This window comes from Halorientalis pallida (assembly GCF_049605515.1).
GTDB lineage: Archaea > Halobacteriota > Halobacteria > Halobacteriales > Haloarculaceae > Halorientalis > Halorientalis pallida_A.
This window is the reverse complement of sequence record NZ_CP187158.1, coordinates 2,427,330-2,443,588: the sequence shown is the minus strand read 5'-3', so window position 1 is coordinate 2,443,588 and position 16,259 is coordinate 2,427,330. Positions and strand designations below refer to the sequence as shown.

The following is a 16,259-nucleotide window of genomic DNA, read 5'->3' as shown; positions in this document are numbered from 1 at the left end:
CTCAGCCCGCGGCCTGCGCGCCCCCGTCGCCCATCTCGGCGGGGTTCTGCATCCCCTCCTTGACCCCGAACCGGACGAGGGCGACGTTCACGGGGACGGCCGCGAGGAATCCCAGCGACAGGGAGAGCGACAGCGCGAGCCAGAACAGCACGTCGGTCACGTGGGCGCTGGCGGCCAGCAACAGATCCGACCCGATGGCGACCACCTCCATGATCGTGATCGAGGGCGTCTCGCTGTAGAGGGCGTCGACGAACGCCTCCCGGAACTCGACGCCCTCCTGTAGCAGCGGGCCGACCGTGAGGCCGAACCCGAACAGGTAGGCGAAGCCGAAGGTGACGGCGGCGACCCAGCCGACCGCCAGACCCAGAATCACCTGGGCGAGTACGATGCCGACGATCTCGCCGGCCCCACAGCCCGAGTAACAGTGCGCGGTCGACCGCAGGCCGCGCCGCCACAGCGAGTCCCGACTGATCTGGGTCCGCCCCGCGACCCAGTAGATCCCCAGTCCGAACGGCCCCGAGTACAGCACCACCAGCGTCCAGACGCCCTTCATCGTCGAGGGGAGCGCCTGGTTTCGCTCGCGGAGGTCCCACCACAGGACCGCGACCGCGACGGCGACGACGAGCGCCCACGCCGCCAGCAGTCGCGGGTCCGACAGGATCGGCGTCAGTACTTGCCGCGCCGGTTCGAGCGCGCGTTCGATCCGTCCGAGTACACCCATGGATACACACCGTTCCGAAAGCACGTCGACTGGCGACTACCGCCGTCGTACGGACCGAACCTTGCCGCTGGGGCCCTTATGCAGTTGTGGCTGCGAATCCGAAGTCGACTCGCGGACGAATCTAAAAAATCGAACCACTCTTGCCGGTCAGGGCAACTCGTCGCGCAGCCGGTCCACGTCGTCGCTGTCGTGGCCACAGAAGACGGCGGCGTCGGTCCGGCGCGCGAGGTCTTTCAGGAACTGCAGACTGTCGAACCAGTCGCGTTTGCTCCAGAGCATCGGCCCGCCCATGGGCTGTTCGCCGTCGTAGTTGGCCCGTGTGAACACCTCGTCGCCGGCCAGGATCGCGGTGCCGAACCCGTCGAGGTCGAGTTTCACTCCCAGCAGGCCCGGCGTGTGGCCCGGCAGGTGGAGCAGTTCCAGGTCCGCGAACAGCTCCGTCCGGTCGCGGTTGATCACTGCCCAGTTCAGGTCGTGATCGAAGTCCGCGGCGACGTAGGCGTCGTCGCCGGCGTCGGTGTTCGCGCTGTAGTAGGCGTGTTTCAGTTCGGCCTCGTGGACGTAGATGGGAACGTCGGTCCCGTCGAAGTGGTGGAGACCGCCGGCGTGGTCGATGTGGAGGTGCGTCTGGATCACGGCGTCGATGTCCGAGACGGCGTAACCGACCGCCGCCAGCGCGTCCGGCAGCGGGTGTTCGTCGGCGTCGTAGTGTTCGAAGGCGTCGTAGAGGGCCGAGGGCCAGTGACCCTCTCCCGCCTCGGGGTGGGAGCCGGTGTCCCAGAGGATGGTCGCCTCGGGGTGATCGATCACCAGATTGTACACCGCGCCGTCGCCCATCACCGTGTCCGGGTTCGGCTCGGTGGCGGTGCCGACGGAGAACCCCTCGATGATGTAGTTCACGTCCGAACGGACCGAGCCCCGGTCGACGACCGTGACCGTCGCGTCTACCATGCCCGAGGGTCCGGGGCTGTCGTGTTAAAACTCTCGGGGGCGGCCATCGACCCCGCAACATTTCTATATGCACAGACTCCAAATACACAGATACACAGATGCCGAGCAAGACGGTAAGCCTCAAAGCGGAGACGTACGAACGTCTCCGCCGCGCGAAAGGCGAGGACGAGAGCTTCAGCGACGTTATCGACCGACTCCTGGGCGACGACGAACACCCGCTGTACGGTCTCGTCGGGTTGCTGGACGACGACGAGGTAGAGACCGTCCGTGAGCACTCACGGTCGTTCCGGTCGGACGTGGACGACAGACTGCGTACCGACCCCGAACAGTGATCCTGGACGCCTGCTTTCTGATCGACCTGTTGGCCGGCGACGACGCCGCGGTCGCCAAACTCGACGAGATCGAGGACGACCTGCTGGTCGTGCCCACGCTCGTCTACACCGAGGTCGGCGTCGGGACCGATCCGAACAGCGCGACCGGGCAGCGGTTCGAGGAGATTATGGACGACGTGCCGCTCGTCCCCTACGACGGTGAAGCCGCGCGCCGGGCTGTCGACATCCAGCGGGGGCTCCGCGAGGATGGCGTGCAGATCGGTGCGGTAGACGCGATGATCGCCGGCATCGCCGTCGCCCGCGACGAACCACTCGTGACACGCAACGCGAGCGAGTTCTCCCGGACGCCGGTCCGCGTCAGTCCGTACTGATCAGCCGTCGAACCGCGTCAGCGCGTCGAGTTCCTCCTCGGGCACGTCTTCGAAGGCCTCGCGGGCGACGGTGCGCTTGTGGACCTCGTCGGCCCCGTCGACGATGCGGAACTGCCGGACGCTCTCGTAGAAGTCCGCGACGGGCAGGTCCTTGGCGATGCCGTTGCCGCCGAGGAACTGCAGAGCCGTGTCGATGGCCTCCTGGGTGGCGTTCGCCGTGAACACCTTCGCCATGCTCACCTCGACGCGGGCCTCGTGGCCGTCGGCGATCCGGTCGGCGGCCTGCCGGACGAGCGACCGGGCGGCCGCGAGGTTGGTCTCCTGTTCGGCGATGACCATCCGCGGATGCTGTTTCTCGGCCAACTTGGAGCCGAAGGCGTCGCGCTCGCTCATGTAGGCCTTGGTCACGTCGAGCGCCCGCTCGGCCATCCCGGAGTAGCGCATGCAGTGGGTCAGTCGCGCGGGGCCGAGCCGTTCCTGGACGTGCTGGAAGCCCTTGCCCTCCTCGCCGAGCAGGTGCTCCTCGGGGACGCGCACGTCGTTGTACTTGATCTCGGCGTGGCCCATCCCGTGGACGTCGCTGCCGACGTGGGGGATGTTCCGGACGACCTCGACGCCGTCTGCGTCCTTCGGGACGAGGAACACCGAACAGCCCTCGTAGGGGTGAGCCTCCTGATCGGTGCGAGCGAACACGAGCAACACGTCGGCCTTGATGCCCTTGCTGGTCCACCACTTGTGGCCGTTGATGACCCACTCGTCGCCGTCTTTCTCCGCTGTGGTCTTGAGCATCTTCGGGTCCGAGCCGCCGCCCTGCATCGGCTCGGTCATCGAGAAGCCCGACGCGATGTCGCCGGCGACGAGGGGCTTCAGGTACTCCTCTTTCTGGAGTTCCGAGCCGTGGAGTTCCAGCAGGTGCATGTTCCCCTCGTCGGGGGCGTCGACCCGCATCGCGATCTGACCCAGCGTCGACCGCCCGGCCTCCTCGAAGGTCGGCAGGGTGTCCCGGAAGTCGTAGCCCATCCCGCCGTACTCCTCGTCGATCTGGGGCGCGTAGACGCCGTACTCGCGGGCCGCCTCGCGGAGTTCCTCGATGGTGCTGTCCGACACCGACATCCCGCCCGACAGTTCCCGCTCTTTCGGGAGGACGACTTCCTCCATCAGGTCGTGTGCGCGGGACGCCAGTTCCTCGGCCGCCTCGGAGTCGTTGAACGTGAGCATCTTCCCGAGAGATTCCGGCCCGGCCACTATAAATCCCGTGCCGAAATCTCACAATGTTAGAATATCAGTCGAAAAACTCGCACGTTGTTAGTACTGTGCGTCGGGTCGCGGGCGGAACCGCTTAGGGGGTCCGCTCCGAGGGGTCGGGCGTGACGACCGGGGAACCGACGACGCGCGACGGGTTGCTGGCGCGGGCGGCCGAGTACGCCGCGACGGTGCCCATCGACCTCGACGTGGCCGAACTGGAGTGGGCGATCTCGGAGCGCGCTCGGCGGCGGGCCGGCTGTTGCCGGTACGACCCCGACACCGGCGAGATCACCGTCGTTCTGACCTGGGACGCCTATCGGGAGTTCGGCTGGGCGGAGTTCGTCGGGACGATCAGACACGAACTCGTCCACGCCTGGGAGTTCCAGCAATTCGGCGAGTCCGGCCACGGTGACCGCTTCTACCGGAAGGCCGACGAGATCGACGCACCCCGCCACTGTCGGTCGTTCACCGACGGCCGGATCGAACTGGTCTGCACCGACGAGAACTGTGACTGGCGGCCAGAGCGCCACCGCGCCTCGAAGCCCGTTCGCCAGCCCGACGCGGGCTACCGGTGTGGCGACTGTGGGGGCGAGTACGTCGTCCGGCACCGCGAGTCCGGCCGGACCTGGCGGACGGCAGACGGCTACGAGCGCGCTCGCGAGGCGCTGGGCGACGACTGGTGAGGCGTACGTAGCTCTCCGGAGCGTCCGGGGGTCCGTTTCGCCTGCCGCTGGGGGCGGTCCGAACGCGGAGCAGTCGGTCGGTTCTCGACCCGAAGGAAGCGGGTTCGACCGGGGCGTCGGACGGGGCCGCGTCGATCACGGCCGATAGCGCCTGAGGGGGACGACTTATCCGGCCGATGGCCTTACACACGCCCATGGCAAGTGTTCGGATCGGCTCGGCGTTCGGTATCCCGATTCGCCTGGGCGGATCGTTTCTGCTCGTTCTCCCGGTGCTGGTCTTCCTGATCGGATCGCAGGTCGGCACGACCGCGGAGGTGCTTGGCGAGTCGCTCGGGACGACCATCGACGCGGCGGCCCTCAGCGGGGGGTCGCTCCCCTGGGTGCTGGGGCTGGCCGCCGCGCTCGGACTGTTCGGCGGCGTGTTGATCCACGAGTTCGGCCACGCCCTCGTGGCTCAGCGGTTCGGCGTCCACGTCGACTCGATCACCCTCTGGTTCCTCGGCGGGCTGGCCCAGCTGGAGGAGTTCCCCGAGGACTGGAAACAGGAGTTCACCATCGCCGTCGCCGGCCCCATCGTCAGCGTCGGCGTCGGTGCGGTCTGTTACGCGGCCTTCCTGGCCTTCCCGGTCGGCCAGCCCGCGCCGCGGTTCGTCTTCGGCTACCTGGCCATCCTGAACGTCTTCCTGGCCGCGTTCAACCTCCTGCCCGGGTTCCCCATGGACGGCGGGCGCATCCTCCGGGCGGTCCTCTCGCGAAACCGCTCGCGGCTGGACGCCACCCGCATCGCCGCCGGCGTCGGGAAGGGCTTCGCCGTCCTGCTCGGCCTCGGCGGCATCCTGCTCGGCCAGCTGTTCTGGATCGCCATCGCCTTCTTCATCTACATCGGGGCGACCGGCGAGACCCGCCAGCTGATCCTCGAAGCCGCCTTCGAGGGCCTGTCCGTCGCCGACGTGATGACGCCCGCGGCCGACCTCTCGACGGTCACGCCCGAGACCAGCGTCGCCGACCTCGTGGACCGGATGGTCAGCGAGCGCCACACCGGCTACCCCGTCGTCACCGAGTCCGGCGACCTCCGGGGGATCGTGACCCTCTCGGACGTCCAGCAGGTCAACCAGGTCGAGCGCGATGCGATGCGCGTCGAGGACGTGATGACCAGCGACCTGCGGACGGTCACGCCCGAGACGGAGGCCGAGGACGCCGTCTCGACCATCCTCGGGCAGAACGTCGGCCGCCTCCTGGTCGTCGACGAGAACGGCGACCTCGCGGGGCTGGTCTCCCGGACGGATCTGATGACCGTCTTCCAGATCCTCCAGGAGAGCCGGTCGGCGGCGCTCGGTAAGCCCGCCGGAGAGCCGCCCCTCCAGCGGTAGGCGGTCGCCGGCCGCCCCGCCGCCCGCACGCACCGCGCAACCGAACAGTGATGTGGCTCGCGGTTCCAGAGGGCACAACGGCGAATCTCGATGCCTCAGCGCTACAACCCCTCGCAGGTCACGGAGTACTGGCAACACGTCTGGGAGGAGGAAGGGGTCTACGACTGTCCCGACGACGCCGCGGACCCCACCTACGTCCTCGGGATGTTCCCCTACACCTCCGGGGCGCTCCACATGGGCCACGTCCGCAACTACGCGATCACCGACGCCTACGCCCGCTACCGGCGGATGTGCGGCGACGACGTGCTCCATCCGATGGGCTGGGACGCCTTCGGCCTCCCCGCCGAGAACGCCGCCTTCGAGCGCGACACCGACCCCGAGTCCTGGACCCGCACCTGCATCGAGCGGATGCGCGACGAACTCGAACGGATGGGCTTTGGCTACGACTGGTCCCGGGAGATCACGACCTGTGACCCCGAGTACTACCGCTGGAACCAGTGGCTGTTCACCAAGTTCTACGAGGAGGGCCTCGTCGACTACGAGGGGGCCGCCGTCAACTGGTGTCCCGACTGCGAGACGGTGCTGGCCGACGCGCAGGTGAACGAGCACGAGCGCGAGGCTGACACTGGGACCGAGACCGTCGAGGTCTGCTGGCGCTGTGAGACGCCCGTCGGCCGCCGGGAACTCGACCAGTGGTTCCTCTCGATCACCGACTACGCCGCCGAACTCCACGCCGGCCTCGACGATCTGGAGGGGTGGCCCGAGGGCGTCCGTGACATCCAGCGCAACTGGATCGGCCGGCAGGAGGGCGCACGGGTCACGTTCGAGATCGACGCACCCGCGGACGACGCCCTCGACGGCGACGCGGTGGACGTGTTCACGACCCGGCTGGACACGCTCTTTGGCGCGACCTACATCGCGCTCTCGCCGGGCCACGACCTCGCCGCCGACATCGCCGCCGAGGACGAGGCCGTCGCCGAGTACGTCGAGGACGTGCGGGCGGCCGACCCCGGCGAAGCGGGGATGTCCGGCGTCGACACCGGGCTGACCGCGACCCACCCGCTGACCGGTGAGGCGATCCCCGTCTACGTCGCGGCGTACGTGCTGGACGACGTGGGGACGGGCGCGGTCATGGGCGTCCCCGCACACAACGAACGCGACCACGCGTTTGCCGCCGAGCAGGATCTCCCGGTCGAGCAGGTGATCGAACCCATCGGCGACGCGACGGCCGACCTGCCGGCCGACCCGTACACCGAGGACGGGATGCTCACCGCGAGCGGGGAGTACGACGGGCTGGCCAGCGCGGCCGCCCGCGAGCAGTTGCAGGCCCACGACGCCGTCGAGAGCGACGTGACCTACCGGCTCCGGGACTGGCTCATCTCCCGCCAGCGGTACTGGGGAACGCCCATCCCCATCGTCCACTGCGAGGAGTGTGGCCCCGTGCCGGTCCCCGAGGAGGACCTGCCCGTGGAACTGCCCGAGTACGTCCAGACGACGGGCAACCCCCTCGCCGAGAACGACGAGTTCGTCGAGACGACCTGTCCGGAGTGTGGCGGCCCCGCCGAGCGCGAGACCGACACGATGGACACCTTCGTCGACTCCTCGTGGTACTTCCTGCGGTACCTGAGCCCCGACCTCGACGAGGCTCCCTTCGACACCGACGTGGCCGACGAGTGGCTGCCCGTGGACGTGTACGTCGGCGGCGAGGAACACGCCATCCTCCACCTGCTGTACATTCGCTTTTTCACGCGGGCGCTGGCCGATCTCGACCTGCTCGACGTTCGCGAACCCGTCGAGCAGCTGGTCAACCAGGGCACGGTGTTGAAGGACGGCAAGAAGATGTCCAAGTCGAAGGGCAACGCCATCGCACCCCACGAGTACGGCGCGGAGACGACGCGCCTGTTCGTCCTCTCGGCGGCCCACCCTCGACAGGACTTCGAGTGGACCGTCAAGAACGTCAGGACGGCCTACGAGTTCCAGCAGGAGCTGTACGGGATGGTGGCGGAGTTCAGTGAGGGGGAGATCGACAGCCGGACCGAGAGCGAACCGCACGACGCCTACCTCGAACGCGAGATCGACCGGACCATCGCGGCGGTGACGACCGAGTACGACCGCTTCCGGTTCCACCAGGTCGTCGGCGAACTCCGGCGCTTCGCCCGCCTGCTCCGCCGCTATCGGGACTACGAACCCCCGTACAAGTACGCCTACAGCCGCGCGCTCCGGACGCTCGCGGCGCTGGTCGCCCCCATCGCGCCGTACCTGGGCGAGGAACTGTGGCACCTGCTGGGCGAAGACGGGTTGGCCGCGGGAGCCGACTGGCCGACCGCCCTCCACGACGTGGACGATTTCCGGATCGAGCGGGAACTCGTCCGGAACACGCTCGACGACGTGCGGGAGATTACGGACGTGGTCGACATCGACGACCCCGACGAGATCGAGATCGTCGTCGCACAGGACTGGAAGTACCGGGCCTACGAGATCGCCCGCGAGGCCGACGACGATACCGCCGTCGTCGGCCAGGTCATGGACGACGAGGCGGTCCGCGACCACGGCGAGGCGGCCGCCGACTTCGCCGCGTCGCTGGGCGAGCGCAGCGCCGAACTCGAACCCACGATGGCCCCGGACCGCGAGCGCGAGATCCTGGAGCAGGCGGTCTGGCTCTTCGAAGACGAGTTCGGGGCCGCGGTCACGGTCCGGCAGGCCGCCGACGGCGACGACCTCGCGGCCAAGGCCGAACCCAACCGGCCGGCCATCCACATCCACTGAGCGGCCGGCGGTCCGGCCACGGACCGCGGTTCGCGGCTTCGACACGACCGATACGCATTTCTGACGGCTTTCCGACCTCCTCGACAGGATGGCAGTCTCGGTTCGCGGTACGGTTCGTGGCATGGGGACGCGGGCGAATCCGGCGTTCGCGGTCGGGGCGGTGGCAGTCCCGGTCGCGCTTCTGATCTACGCGGTGACACTCGGTTCGATCCAGCACCACACCTACGTCCACGTGATGGCGGGCGTGCTGTGGACGGGGATCGACCTGTTCATGGCCGTCGTGCTGGGGCCGGTGCTGGGCGGGCTGGCGGTCGAGGAGCGGGCGAACGTCTTCCAGCGGTTCACCCCGAAGATGACCTTCCTGATGCCGTCGCTGGCGCTGGTGACCATCGCCGGGGGGATCACGCTGGCGCTCCGTGGCGGCTGGGTCTTCCCGCACGCACACGCCTGGCTCGCGCTGTTGACCGCGGCGACGCTGTTGCCCGCCCTCGCGCTGATCGGCTGGCAGTTCGACGCCTTCACGGACTGGCGGTGGCTCGTCGCCTTCGGCATCGCGCTCGTGGGCAGTGGCGCGTACCTCGCCGTCGCGCTGCCGAACTTCGGGATGACGCGTCCGGTGTTCGCCGCCGCGCTGGGGATCGTCGCCGTCCTCAGCGTGCTGGGCTTTGGCGTCCTGATGCCCGGCGAGGTCAAGATGTATCTGGAGATGCGCTCGGCCGATCCCGACACGGACGTCATCAGCCGGATCGGGATGCGCAACGCGAAACTGAGCGCGGTGCAGGGCGGCTTCCAGCTCGCGATCATCGCGGTGATGGTCTACCTGCGCTGGGGCGGATTCTAGGGTTTTACACCGCTCGGGCTCCGTGACGGGTCATGGATCGCGAACGAACCCGTCGCGCCGTGCTGGGCGCGCTACTGGCGGGTGGGGTCGCCGGGGCCGCCGGGACGCCGATCCGGCGCTACCTCGACCGGTTCGCGCCGTTCAGCGGCGACCTCTGGGACACCGCCGGCGACGACCTCCCGGAGACCGTCGAGAGCCCGTACGGCGCGGCGACGCTACGCTACGACGACCACGGCGTGCCTCACGTGTCGGCCGACGACGAGCGGGCGCTGTACTTCGCGGTCGGCTACGTCCAGGGGGCCGACCGCCTCTTTCAGATGGACCTCCAGCGACGGCAGATGCGCGGCGAACTCTCGGCGGTCGTCGGCGACGCCACTCTCGACTCCGACCGCTTTCACGTCGCCATGGACTTCGCCGGGGCGGCCGAGGCGACGTGGAACCGCCTGGAGGGGTCCGAGACCGGCGACCTCGTCGAGGCCTACACCGAGGGCGTCAACCGCCACGTCGACGGCGGCCGCCCGCTCCCCGCCGAGTACGACCTGCTCGGGTTCGAGCCCGAGCCCTGGAACCCGGCCGACGCCATGCTCGCCGAGAAACAGATCGGCTGGACGCTCACGGGGAGTTTCCGGACGCTCCGGCGCGAGACCGTCCGGGCCGCCGGCATCGAGGGCCTGTACCCGAGCCGCCTCGACCACGACGCGGCGATCCTGGGCCACGAGGCGGGCGACGGCGCGGCGTCCGCGGCCCGGCGGACGACCGTTCCGTCCGGGACCGACGACCAGCGGGCGACCCACCCCGACCTCGAGGGCTGGCTCTCGGGGTTCGAGTCGCCGCCCGGCGTCGGCTCGAACTCGTGGGTCGTGTCGGGCGAGCACACCGCCTCGGGCGCGCCACTGCTGGCCAACGACCCGCACCTGTCGCTGATGGCCCCGCCCGTGTGGTACGAGATGGGGCTGGACGGTCCGGAGACGACGGTTCGGGGCGTCACGTTCCCGGGCGTCCCCTTCGTCGTCATCGGGGAGAACGCCGGCGGCGCGTGGGGGTTCACCAACGCCGGCGCGGACGTGATCGACTTCTACGAGTACGAGACCCGCGACGGCCAGTACCGATACGGCGACGAGTGGCGCGACTTCGAGACCGAAGACCGGACCATCGAGGTCGCCGACGGGGACGACCGGACCGTGACCGTCCGCAAGACCGTCCACGGCCCCGTCCTCTCCGCCGAGGCCGACGGCGACGACCTCCGCACCGAAGTCGGCGTCGCCTGGACCGGCCTCGGTGCCACCCGCACGACCGAGGCCGTCCGCGACCTGAACCGCAGCGACGGCATGGAGGAGGCGCTGGCGGCCCTGGAACGGTTCGACCTGCCCACGCAGAACTGCGTCTACGCCGACCGCGCGGGCAACACCCACTACCGGGTCGTCGGCAAGGTCCCCATCCGGCGGACCGACGGCGAGCAGGTCCCCGGCGACCGCGTGTTCGACGGCTCCGCGAAGGAGGGCGAGTGGACCGGCTACACGCCCTACGGCGAGACCGACTGGGAGGGCGAGGGGTTCGTCCCGTTCGCGGAGATGCCACACGCCGACCAGCCCGGCTACCTGGGAACAGCCAACCAGCGCGTCGTCGACGACGCCGACTATCCCTACTACTTCGCCGAGGCCTACGGCGACCCCTACCGGGGCCTCCGCCTCTGGGACCGGCTGGACCGCCGGATCACGGGTGACGAGCCGGTCGACCCCGCGTTCATGCGAACCCTCCAGCGGGACACCTACGACGCCCGGGCCGCGCAGTTCGTGCCCGTGATGCAGGAGGCGGCGTCGGCCGTCGACGGCGACGCCGCGAGCCTGCTCGCCGACCTCGACGGCTGGGACTACCGGATGGACCGTGACTCGCGGGCGGCGCTGGTGTTCGCGCGCTTCCTCGATCACTACCGGGACGTGGTGTTCCGCCCGCGACTCGGAGACGCGCTGGGCGACCGCCGCGACGTGACCGAGTACTACGGCGGCGACTGGGTGTTGCTCGGCCTCGACCCCGACTCGGCGTGGTTCCCCGACGGCCGGAACGCGGCCATCGCCGAGGCACTCGCCCGGACGGCGACGGAACTCGACGAACAGGGCTGGGCCACCTACGGCGACTACAACACGACCGCCATCGACCACCCGTTCGACCGGTCGTGGCTGAACTATCCCCGGTACCCCACCGACGGCTCGGCGGCGTCACTGAACAACTTCCGCCACGAGGAGTCGGTCGGCAGTAGCTGGCGGATGATCTGTTCGATGGACGAATCGGCGGCCACCTCCGAGGGTGCCTTCCCCGGCGGCAACGACGGCTCGGTCTTCTCGGATCACTACCACGACCAGTTGCGCGCCTGGGCCGACGGCGAGTACAAGCCGATCCCGCTCGGGACGAACGGCGAGATCGCCGTGCGGTTCGAGGAGGGCGAGCGATGAGCGAGCGACTGGCGGGGATCGGTGACCGACTCGACGCGCTCCGGGCGGCCCCGCGCCACCGCCGGCTCGCGGCCGTGGGTGCCGTCGTCGTCGGGTTGGTGGTCGTCCCGCTCCACTGGCTGGGGTTCGTCCTCGGCGGCGCGCTGGTCGCGCTCACCCAGCCCTCGCTGGGCCGCGGCCTGCTCGCTGGCCTCGGCTTCGGCGTCCTCTCGTGGCTCGTCTTCGCCCTCTGGCTCGCGGGCACGGGCAACCTGCCCCTCTTTCTCGGGATGGGACAGGTCTTCGCGGTCACCACCGCCATCCCGCTCGTGGGGAGCCTCCTCGGGTCACTGGCCCGCGGACTCCGCTAGCTACCACGTGTCACTACTACTATAAGTCGTGTCGCGACCTACTGGTGGTATGGCATTCGACGACGTTACCCTGTTCGAGCTGCACTTCGACGGCGCGACCATCGGCATTCCGGCCCCTGAGGCGGACGTGGACGACGTGGTCGTCACCGACCCGGACCGGATGGTGACCGACCCCGACCGGATGATCGAGGACGAGGAGATGGTCGACGACGCACCGGAGCGCTCCTCGCCGTCCCGCGGCCGACGCGTGATCGGTGTCGCGGCCGTCGTGGCCGCCGCCGTGGCGGCGCGTGCGATGTACCGACGCCGGGTCGGCCGTGACGAGGGTGCCGCGGTGGCGGTCGAGTCCGTCGACCACGACGAACCCGAGGCCGAACCGGTCGAGCAGTAAGGACCAGCGGGGGTGGCCACCCGCCGTCCGGTTCGTTTCACCAGCCAGTACGATGCGACTACTTTTATCCGCGGCTCCGCTATCCCGGACAGGTCGCCGTAACGATGTCGGACGTCCGCTTCCGTCGGGCAGAGCCGGAGGACGCAGAAGAGATTCTCTCGATCAAGCGGGCGGCAATCGAGGACCTCGAACACTGGCAGTACAGCCCCGAACAGGTCGACGCCTGGAAACCGAAGGACAGCTACCTCGACACGTTCGAGGAAGCCATCGGCGACGACCGCTTCGTCGTCCACGTCGGGGAGCGTGACGACCGGATCGTCGGCTACGGGGCGCTGAACGTTCCCGACGAGCGTATCGACGCCGTCTACGTCCACCCCGACCACCACGGCCACGGCGTCGCCACCGCCTTGGTCAAGCAACTCGAACTCTCCGCGCAGTTCCAGGGCATCGAGACCATCGACATCGTCGCGGCGCGCAACGCCGTCCCGTTCTACGAGTCGGTCGGCTACTGGCAACTCGACGACGAAGTGACCACCATCGAGGACGTCTCCGTCGAGTTCGTCCGCATGCGCAAACACGTCGCCGACGACGCGGACCCGTTCGAAGGCGACCGCGACCCCGGCGACACGCCCGAGCCGACCGAGATCGACGACGCGAGCGACGACCCGGCGGACGGCCCGTCAGCCCCGCGGCTCGCCGACTCCGAAGCCCCGGACTGGTTCCAGCTCGACGAGTGGCTCGACGACGACACCGGCGACGTGGACGAACTGTTCGACTCCACCGACGAATCCGACGGTTGACCCGCTCTTTCGACTGGAACCAATATCCACCGTCGTCCCACTCACTGCGACTGTTCGTGCAGTCGAAACGAAGGGGTGTTATATCGTCGGTGACAGGTACGAGGCTGGACGGTATTACCGCTCGGCGGCCGGCGCGAACACGTCGTCGTGGAGGCGGTCCGCGACGGTGTCGGTGAGCGTCCGGAGGTTGACGGCGTCCTCGCGGTTGTACGAGATCAGCCGTTCGAGTGCGCCGTCGCGGCCGCGCTGGTGTTCCTTCCAGAGGCGAACGGCGTCCTCGCCGGAGATGTCGGGGCGGTCGCGCTCGACGCCGATCTCCTGCTCGATCACCTTGAGTCCGCCCGTGAGACCGAGTTGCTTGCAGGGGTACATCAGGTCGAGGTGGGGGTGGTCCAGCGAGAGGTCGAAGGAGGTTTCGAGGAAAGGCACGTCGAAGCGTTTCCCGTTGAACGTCACGAGCATGGCGGCGTCGGAAAACTGGGCGCGCAGGGCGTCGGCGGTGAGGTCGTCGCCCCGGACGAGGGTGGTGGTCTCGCCGTCCTGGTGGAAACTGACGGTCGTCACCTTGTCGCGATGCTGTGAGAGGCCGGTCGTCTCGATGTCGAAAAAGCACGCATCGGAACGAAAGTTCTCGTACATCCGCCAGCGCTCGCCGCTGGGGAACTGCTCGCCGAAGTAGCGTGCGTCGCCGTCCGCCAGTCGGTCCCGTGCCGTGTCGATGAACGACTGGATCCGGTCGGCCGTGGTCTCCCCGACGACGGAGCCGTCGAACTCGTCCCAGTGGGTGACGCCGGCCTCCCAGAGCCGGCGCTCGGTCGTCTCGCCCACGCCCCGGACCGGGATGAAGCTGTTCTCGATTCGCACACCGACAGGGGTGGGCCGGGCGGACAAAACGCTGTCGCCTGCCGCCGCCGGAGACGATTTATGGTGGTCGCGCACGCAGTCGGGGGTATGACCACGTTCCTCGTCGCCACCGCGTCGGTCCACACGACCGCGGCCGCCTGTGACTACCTCGGCGAACGCGTTACCACCGAGGACACCGTCGTCGTCGTCAGCGTCACCGAACCCGACGGCGACCCACGCGATTCGGGTGACGCCACCAACGTCGCCCGCACGCGACTCGTCGACCCGACCGTCGAGACTATCACCGAGGCGGGCCGCCCGAGCGAGGTGATCCAGTCACTGGTCGCCGAACGCGACGTCGACGAGGTCCTGATCGGTGCGCGACGGGGCGACCCCGACGCCGCGCCCGGACTGGGCGGAACCGCCGCCGACCTGCTGGTGAGCCTGGACGTGCCAGTCGTCGTCGTGCCACTGCCGGACCTGTCCTGAGCCCGAGACCCCCGTTCTTTTCACCGAGGACGGCACAGGGGGGCGTATGTCCGGCTCCGAGCTCGCGGCACGGGTCAGGGAGGCGCTCACCGTCGACGCCGAGGCGTTCCAGGAGCGTGCCGAAGCCGAAGCCGAGGAACTGATCGAGGAGGTGTACGACGGCACCTTCGACAACTCCCAGGCCATCATCGGGCTGGAGCAGGAGCTGTACGCCGTCGACGACCGGACCGACGCCCTGATGCGGGTCCCCCGCCAGCTCCTGGACCGCATCGGCTTCGAGAAGGAACTCGGCCTCCACAACGCCGAGATCCAGACCACGCCCGTCCCGCTCTCCCGGTACGGGCTGGAAGAACAGGAGGCCGAACTCCAGGCCCACGTCGACGCCGCCCAGAAAGCCGTCGGCCGCGAGAACATCCAGCTCGTCGCCGACGGGATGTGGACCGTCCCACCGAACGGCGAGACGGCCACCGACTACCTCTGTGACAGCATCGAGGCCGAGGGAATCAGGATTGCCACCAACATGTCCGACGCGGTGCGGTACCACACGATGGCCAACACCGACTATCCCTCCGGGCTCCGGATCGACGCCCCCCACGTCACCCTCGAAGCCGACACGGTGATGCCCGAGAGCCTCATCACCTCGATCCAGCCCCACTACCAGGTCCCCCACGCCCCCGACCTGCCCGAACACTTCACCTACGCCCTGCGCGTGGCCGGCCCGCTGGCCGCCCTCGGTGCCAACTCACCGTTCTTCCCGCCGGAGATGTACGACGACGTGCCCGCCGGGCAGATTCTCGCCGACGCCTGGATGGAACACCGCATCACCGTCTTCGAGGACGTGTTGAACCCCCAGACCGGCGACGGCGACCCCAAGGTGTGTTTCCCGCCCGACTTCGACAGCGTCGAGGAGGCCATCCACGACATCGCTCAGGACCGCACCATCGTCCCGATGGACGTGCCCGACGGCCAGCGCTTCGACGACCGCTTCCGGCACCTCCGGCACAAACACGGCTCCTACTGGCGGTGGGTCCGCCCGGTCTTCGACGGCGGGTCCCGGTCGGCGGCCAACGCCCGCATCGAGTTCCGCCCCCTCTCGGCCCAGCCGACCATCCGGGACGCCGTCGCCTTCCAGGCCCTGTTCGCCGGCCTCATGGAGAGCCTGCCCCGCCGGGAACACCCCGTCCGGAACCTCGACTGGCAGACCGCCAAGGCCAACTTCTACGCCGCCGTCTGTGACGGCCTCCAGGCCGAGTTCACCTGGCTCACCGCCGACGCCTCCGAGACGGGTGCCGTCGACGAGATCTACGGCGAGATCTTCGAGTACGCCCGCGACGGCCTCGAACTCCGTGGCCTCTCCACCGAGGAAGCCCGCCGGTACATCCGCCCGCTGCGGGAACGCGTCGACCGCCGGACCACGCCCGCCCGCTGGAAACACGGCCTCGTCGAACGCCAGGTCGAACGCGGCGTGCCACTGACCGAGGCCATCTGGGGCATGCAGGCCCGCTACGTCGAAAAACAGACCGAGACGCTCGTCGAAGGCACCTTCGCCGACTGGCTAGACGACTAAATTTTCACCTCCTAAATTTTTACTTCGGGGGGTGACGGCGGTGCCGTCACCCCCACTCGCAAAAATTTAGTATAAAAACTCCCTCGGCG

At 68.8% G+C, this 16,259-nt stretch carries 16 protein-coding genes; 12 read left to right on the top strand and 4 right to left on the bottom strand.

Annotated elements, in window-relative coordinates; all coding sequences use genetic code 11:
- Position 1: 1 nt before the first annotated feature.
- Both ACOZ4N_RS14140 and ACOZ4N_RS14135 read right to left on the bottom strand, forming a co-directional pair.
- Positions 2-721 (bottom strand): DUF4396 domain-containing protein, encoded by a 720-nt coding sequence (locus tag ACOZ4N_RS14140; protein ID WP_424017010.1) that lies wholly within the window; start codon positions 719-721, stop codon positions 2-4.
- A gap of 147 nt (positions 722-868) precedes the next feature.
- Complete coding sequence (locus ACOZ4N_RS14135) at positions 869-1,672, bottom strand: N-acyl homoserine lactonase family protein (protein WP_424017009.1); 804 nt, start codon at positions 1,670-1,672, stop codon at positions 869-871.
- Positions 1,673-1,770: 98 nt separating this feature from the next.
- Here ACOZ4N_RS14135 and ACOZ4N_RS14130 point away from each other — a divergent pair, with 98 nt between their 5' ends.
- Together ACOZ4N_RS14130 and ACOZ4N_RS14125 are read left to right on the top strand one after the other, a co-directional pair.
- Positions 1,771-2,004, top strand: coding sequence for an antitoxin VapB family protein (locus ACOZ4N_RS14130; RefSeq protein WP_424017008.1), 234 nt, complete (start codon positions 1,771-1,773; stop codon positions 2,002-2,004).
- On the top strand, positions 2,001-2,375 hold the full coding sequence (locus ACOZ4N_RS14125; protein ID WP_424017007.1) for a type II toxin-antitoxin system VapC family toxin: 375 nt from the start codon (positions 2,001-2,003) through the stop codon (positions 2,373-2,375). Before ACOZ4N_RS14130 ends, ACOZ4N_RS14125 begins: the two co-directional genes overlap by 4 nt.
- On the opposite strand, the gene ACOZ4N_RS14120 is transcribed toward ACOZ4N_RS14125, so the two are convergent.
- Positions 2,376-3,593, bottom strand: a complete 1,218-nt coding sequence (locus ACOZ4N_RS14120; RefSeq protein WP_424017006.1) for an acyl-CoA dehydrogenase family protein — start codon at positions 3,591-3,593, stop codon at positions 2,376-2,378.
- Positions 3,594-3,742: 149 nt separating this feature from the next.
- Here ACOZ4N_RS14120 and ACOZ4N_RS14115 point away from each other — a divergent pair, with 149 nt between their 5' ends.
- The 8 genes from ACOZ4N_RS14115 (at position 3,743) to ACOZ4N_RS14080 (ending at position 13,271) form a co-directional block, all read left to right on the top strand.
- Positions 3,743-4,303: a SprT-like domain-containing protein gene (locus ACOZ4N_RS14115; protein ID WP_424017005.1), complete on the top strand. Its 561-nt coding sequence runs from the start codon at positions 3,743-3,745 to the stop codon at positions 4,301-4,303.
- Positions 4,304-4,497: 194 nt separating this feature from the next.
- Complete coding sequence (locus ACOZ4N_RS14110; RefSeq protein ID WP_424017004.1) at positions 4,498-5,673, top strand: CBS domain-containing protein; 1,176 nt, start codon at positions 4,498-4,500, stop codon at positions 5,671-5,673.
- Between the two features lie 90 nt (positions 5,674-5,763).
- Positions 5,764-8,439 (top strand): leucine--tRNA ligase, encoded by a 2,676-nt coding sequence (gene leuS, locus ACOZ4N_RS14105; RefSeq protein WP_424017003.1) that lies wholly within the window; start codon positions 5,764-5,766, stop codon positions 8,437-8,439.
- A gap of 121 nt (positions 8,440-8,560) precedes the next feature.
- On the top strand, positions 8,561-9,280 hold the full coding sequence (locus ACOZ4N_RS14100) for a hypothetical protein (RefSeq protein ID WP_424019958.1): 720 nt from the start codon (positions 8,561-8,563) through the stop codon (positions 9,278-9,280).
- A gap of 32 nt (positions 9,281-9,312) precedes the next feature.
- On the top strand, positions 9,313-11,730 hold the full coding sequence (locus tag ACOZ4N_RS14095) for a penicillin acylase family protein (protein ID WP_424017002.1): 2,418 nt from the start codon (positions 9,313-9,315) through the stop codon (positions 11,728-11,730).
- The gene (locus ACOZ4N_RS14090) at positions 11,727-12,080 is read left to right on the top strand and encodes a hypothetical protein (RefSeq protein WP_424017001.1); all 354 of its coding nucleotides are present in this window, start codon (positions 11,727-11,729) and stop codon (positions 12,078-12,080) included. The genes ACOZ4N_RS14095 and ACOZ4N_RS14090 overlap by 4 nt, the downstream gene beginning before the upstream one ends.
- A 49-nt stretch (positions 12,081-12,129) precedes the next feature.
- On the top strand, positions 12,130-12,471 hold the full coding sequence (locus ACOZ4N_RS14085; protein WP_424017000.1) for a hypothetical protein: 342 nt from the start codon (positions 12,130-12,132) through the stop codon (positions 12,469-12,471).
- Positions 12,472-12,575: 104 nt separating this feature from the next.
- The gene (locus ACOZ4N_RS14080; protein WP_424016999.1) at positions 12,576-13,271 is read left to right on the top strand and encodes a GNAT family N-acetyltransferase; all 696 of its coding nucleotides are present in this window, start codon (positions 12,576-12,578) and stop codon (positions 13,269-13,271) included.
- Positions 13,272-13,385: 114 nt separating this feature from the next.
- On the opposite strand, the gene ACOZ4N_RS14075 is transcribed toward ACOZ4N_RS14080, so the two are convergent.
- Positions 13,386-14,135: a ribonuclease H-like domain-containing protein gene (locus ACOZ4N_RS14075; protein WP_424016998.1), complete on the bottom strand. Its 750-nt coding sequence runs from the start codon at positions 14,133-14,135 to the stop codon at positions 13,386-13,388.
- Positions 14,136-14,222: 87 nt separating this feature from the next.
- On the opposite strand from ACOZ4N_RS14075, the gene ACOZ4N_RS14070 reads away from it, so the two are divergent.
- Positions 14,223-14,603 (top strand): universal stress protein, encoded by a 381-nt coding sequence (locus ACOZ4N_RS14070; RefSeq protein WP_424016997.1) that lies wholly within the window; start codon positions 14,223-14,225, stop codon positions 14,601-14,603.
- A gap of 46 nt (positions 14,604-14,649) precedes the next feature.
- Positions 14,650-16,170 carry a hypothetical protein gene (locus ACOZ4N_RS14065; RefSeq protein ID WP_424016996.1) on the top strand — a complete coding sequence of 507 codons (1,521 nt, stop codon included), beginning with the start codon at positions 14,650-14,652 and terminating at the stop codon, positions 16,168-16,170.
- The last annotated feature ends 89 nt before the right edge of the window (positions 16,171-16,259 follow it).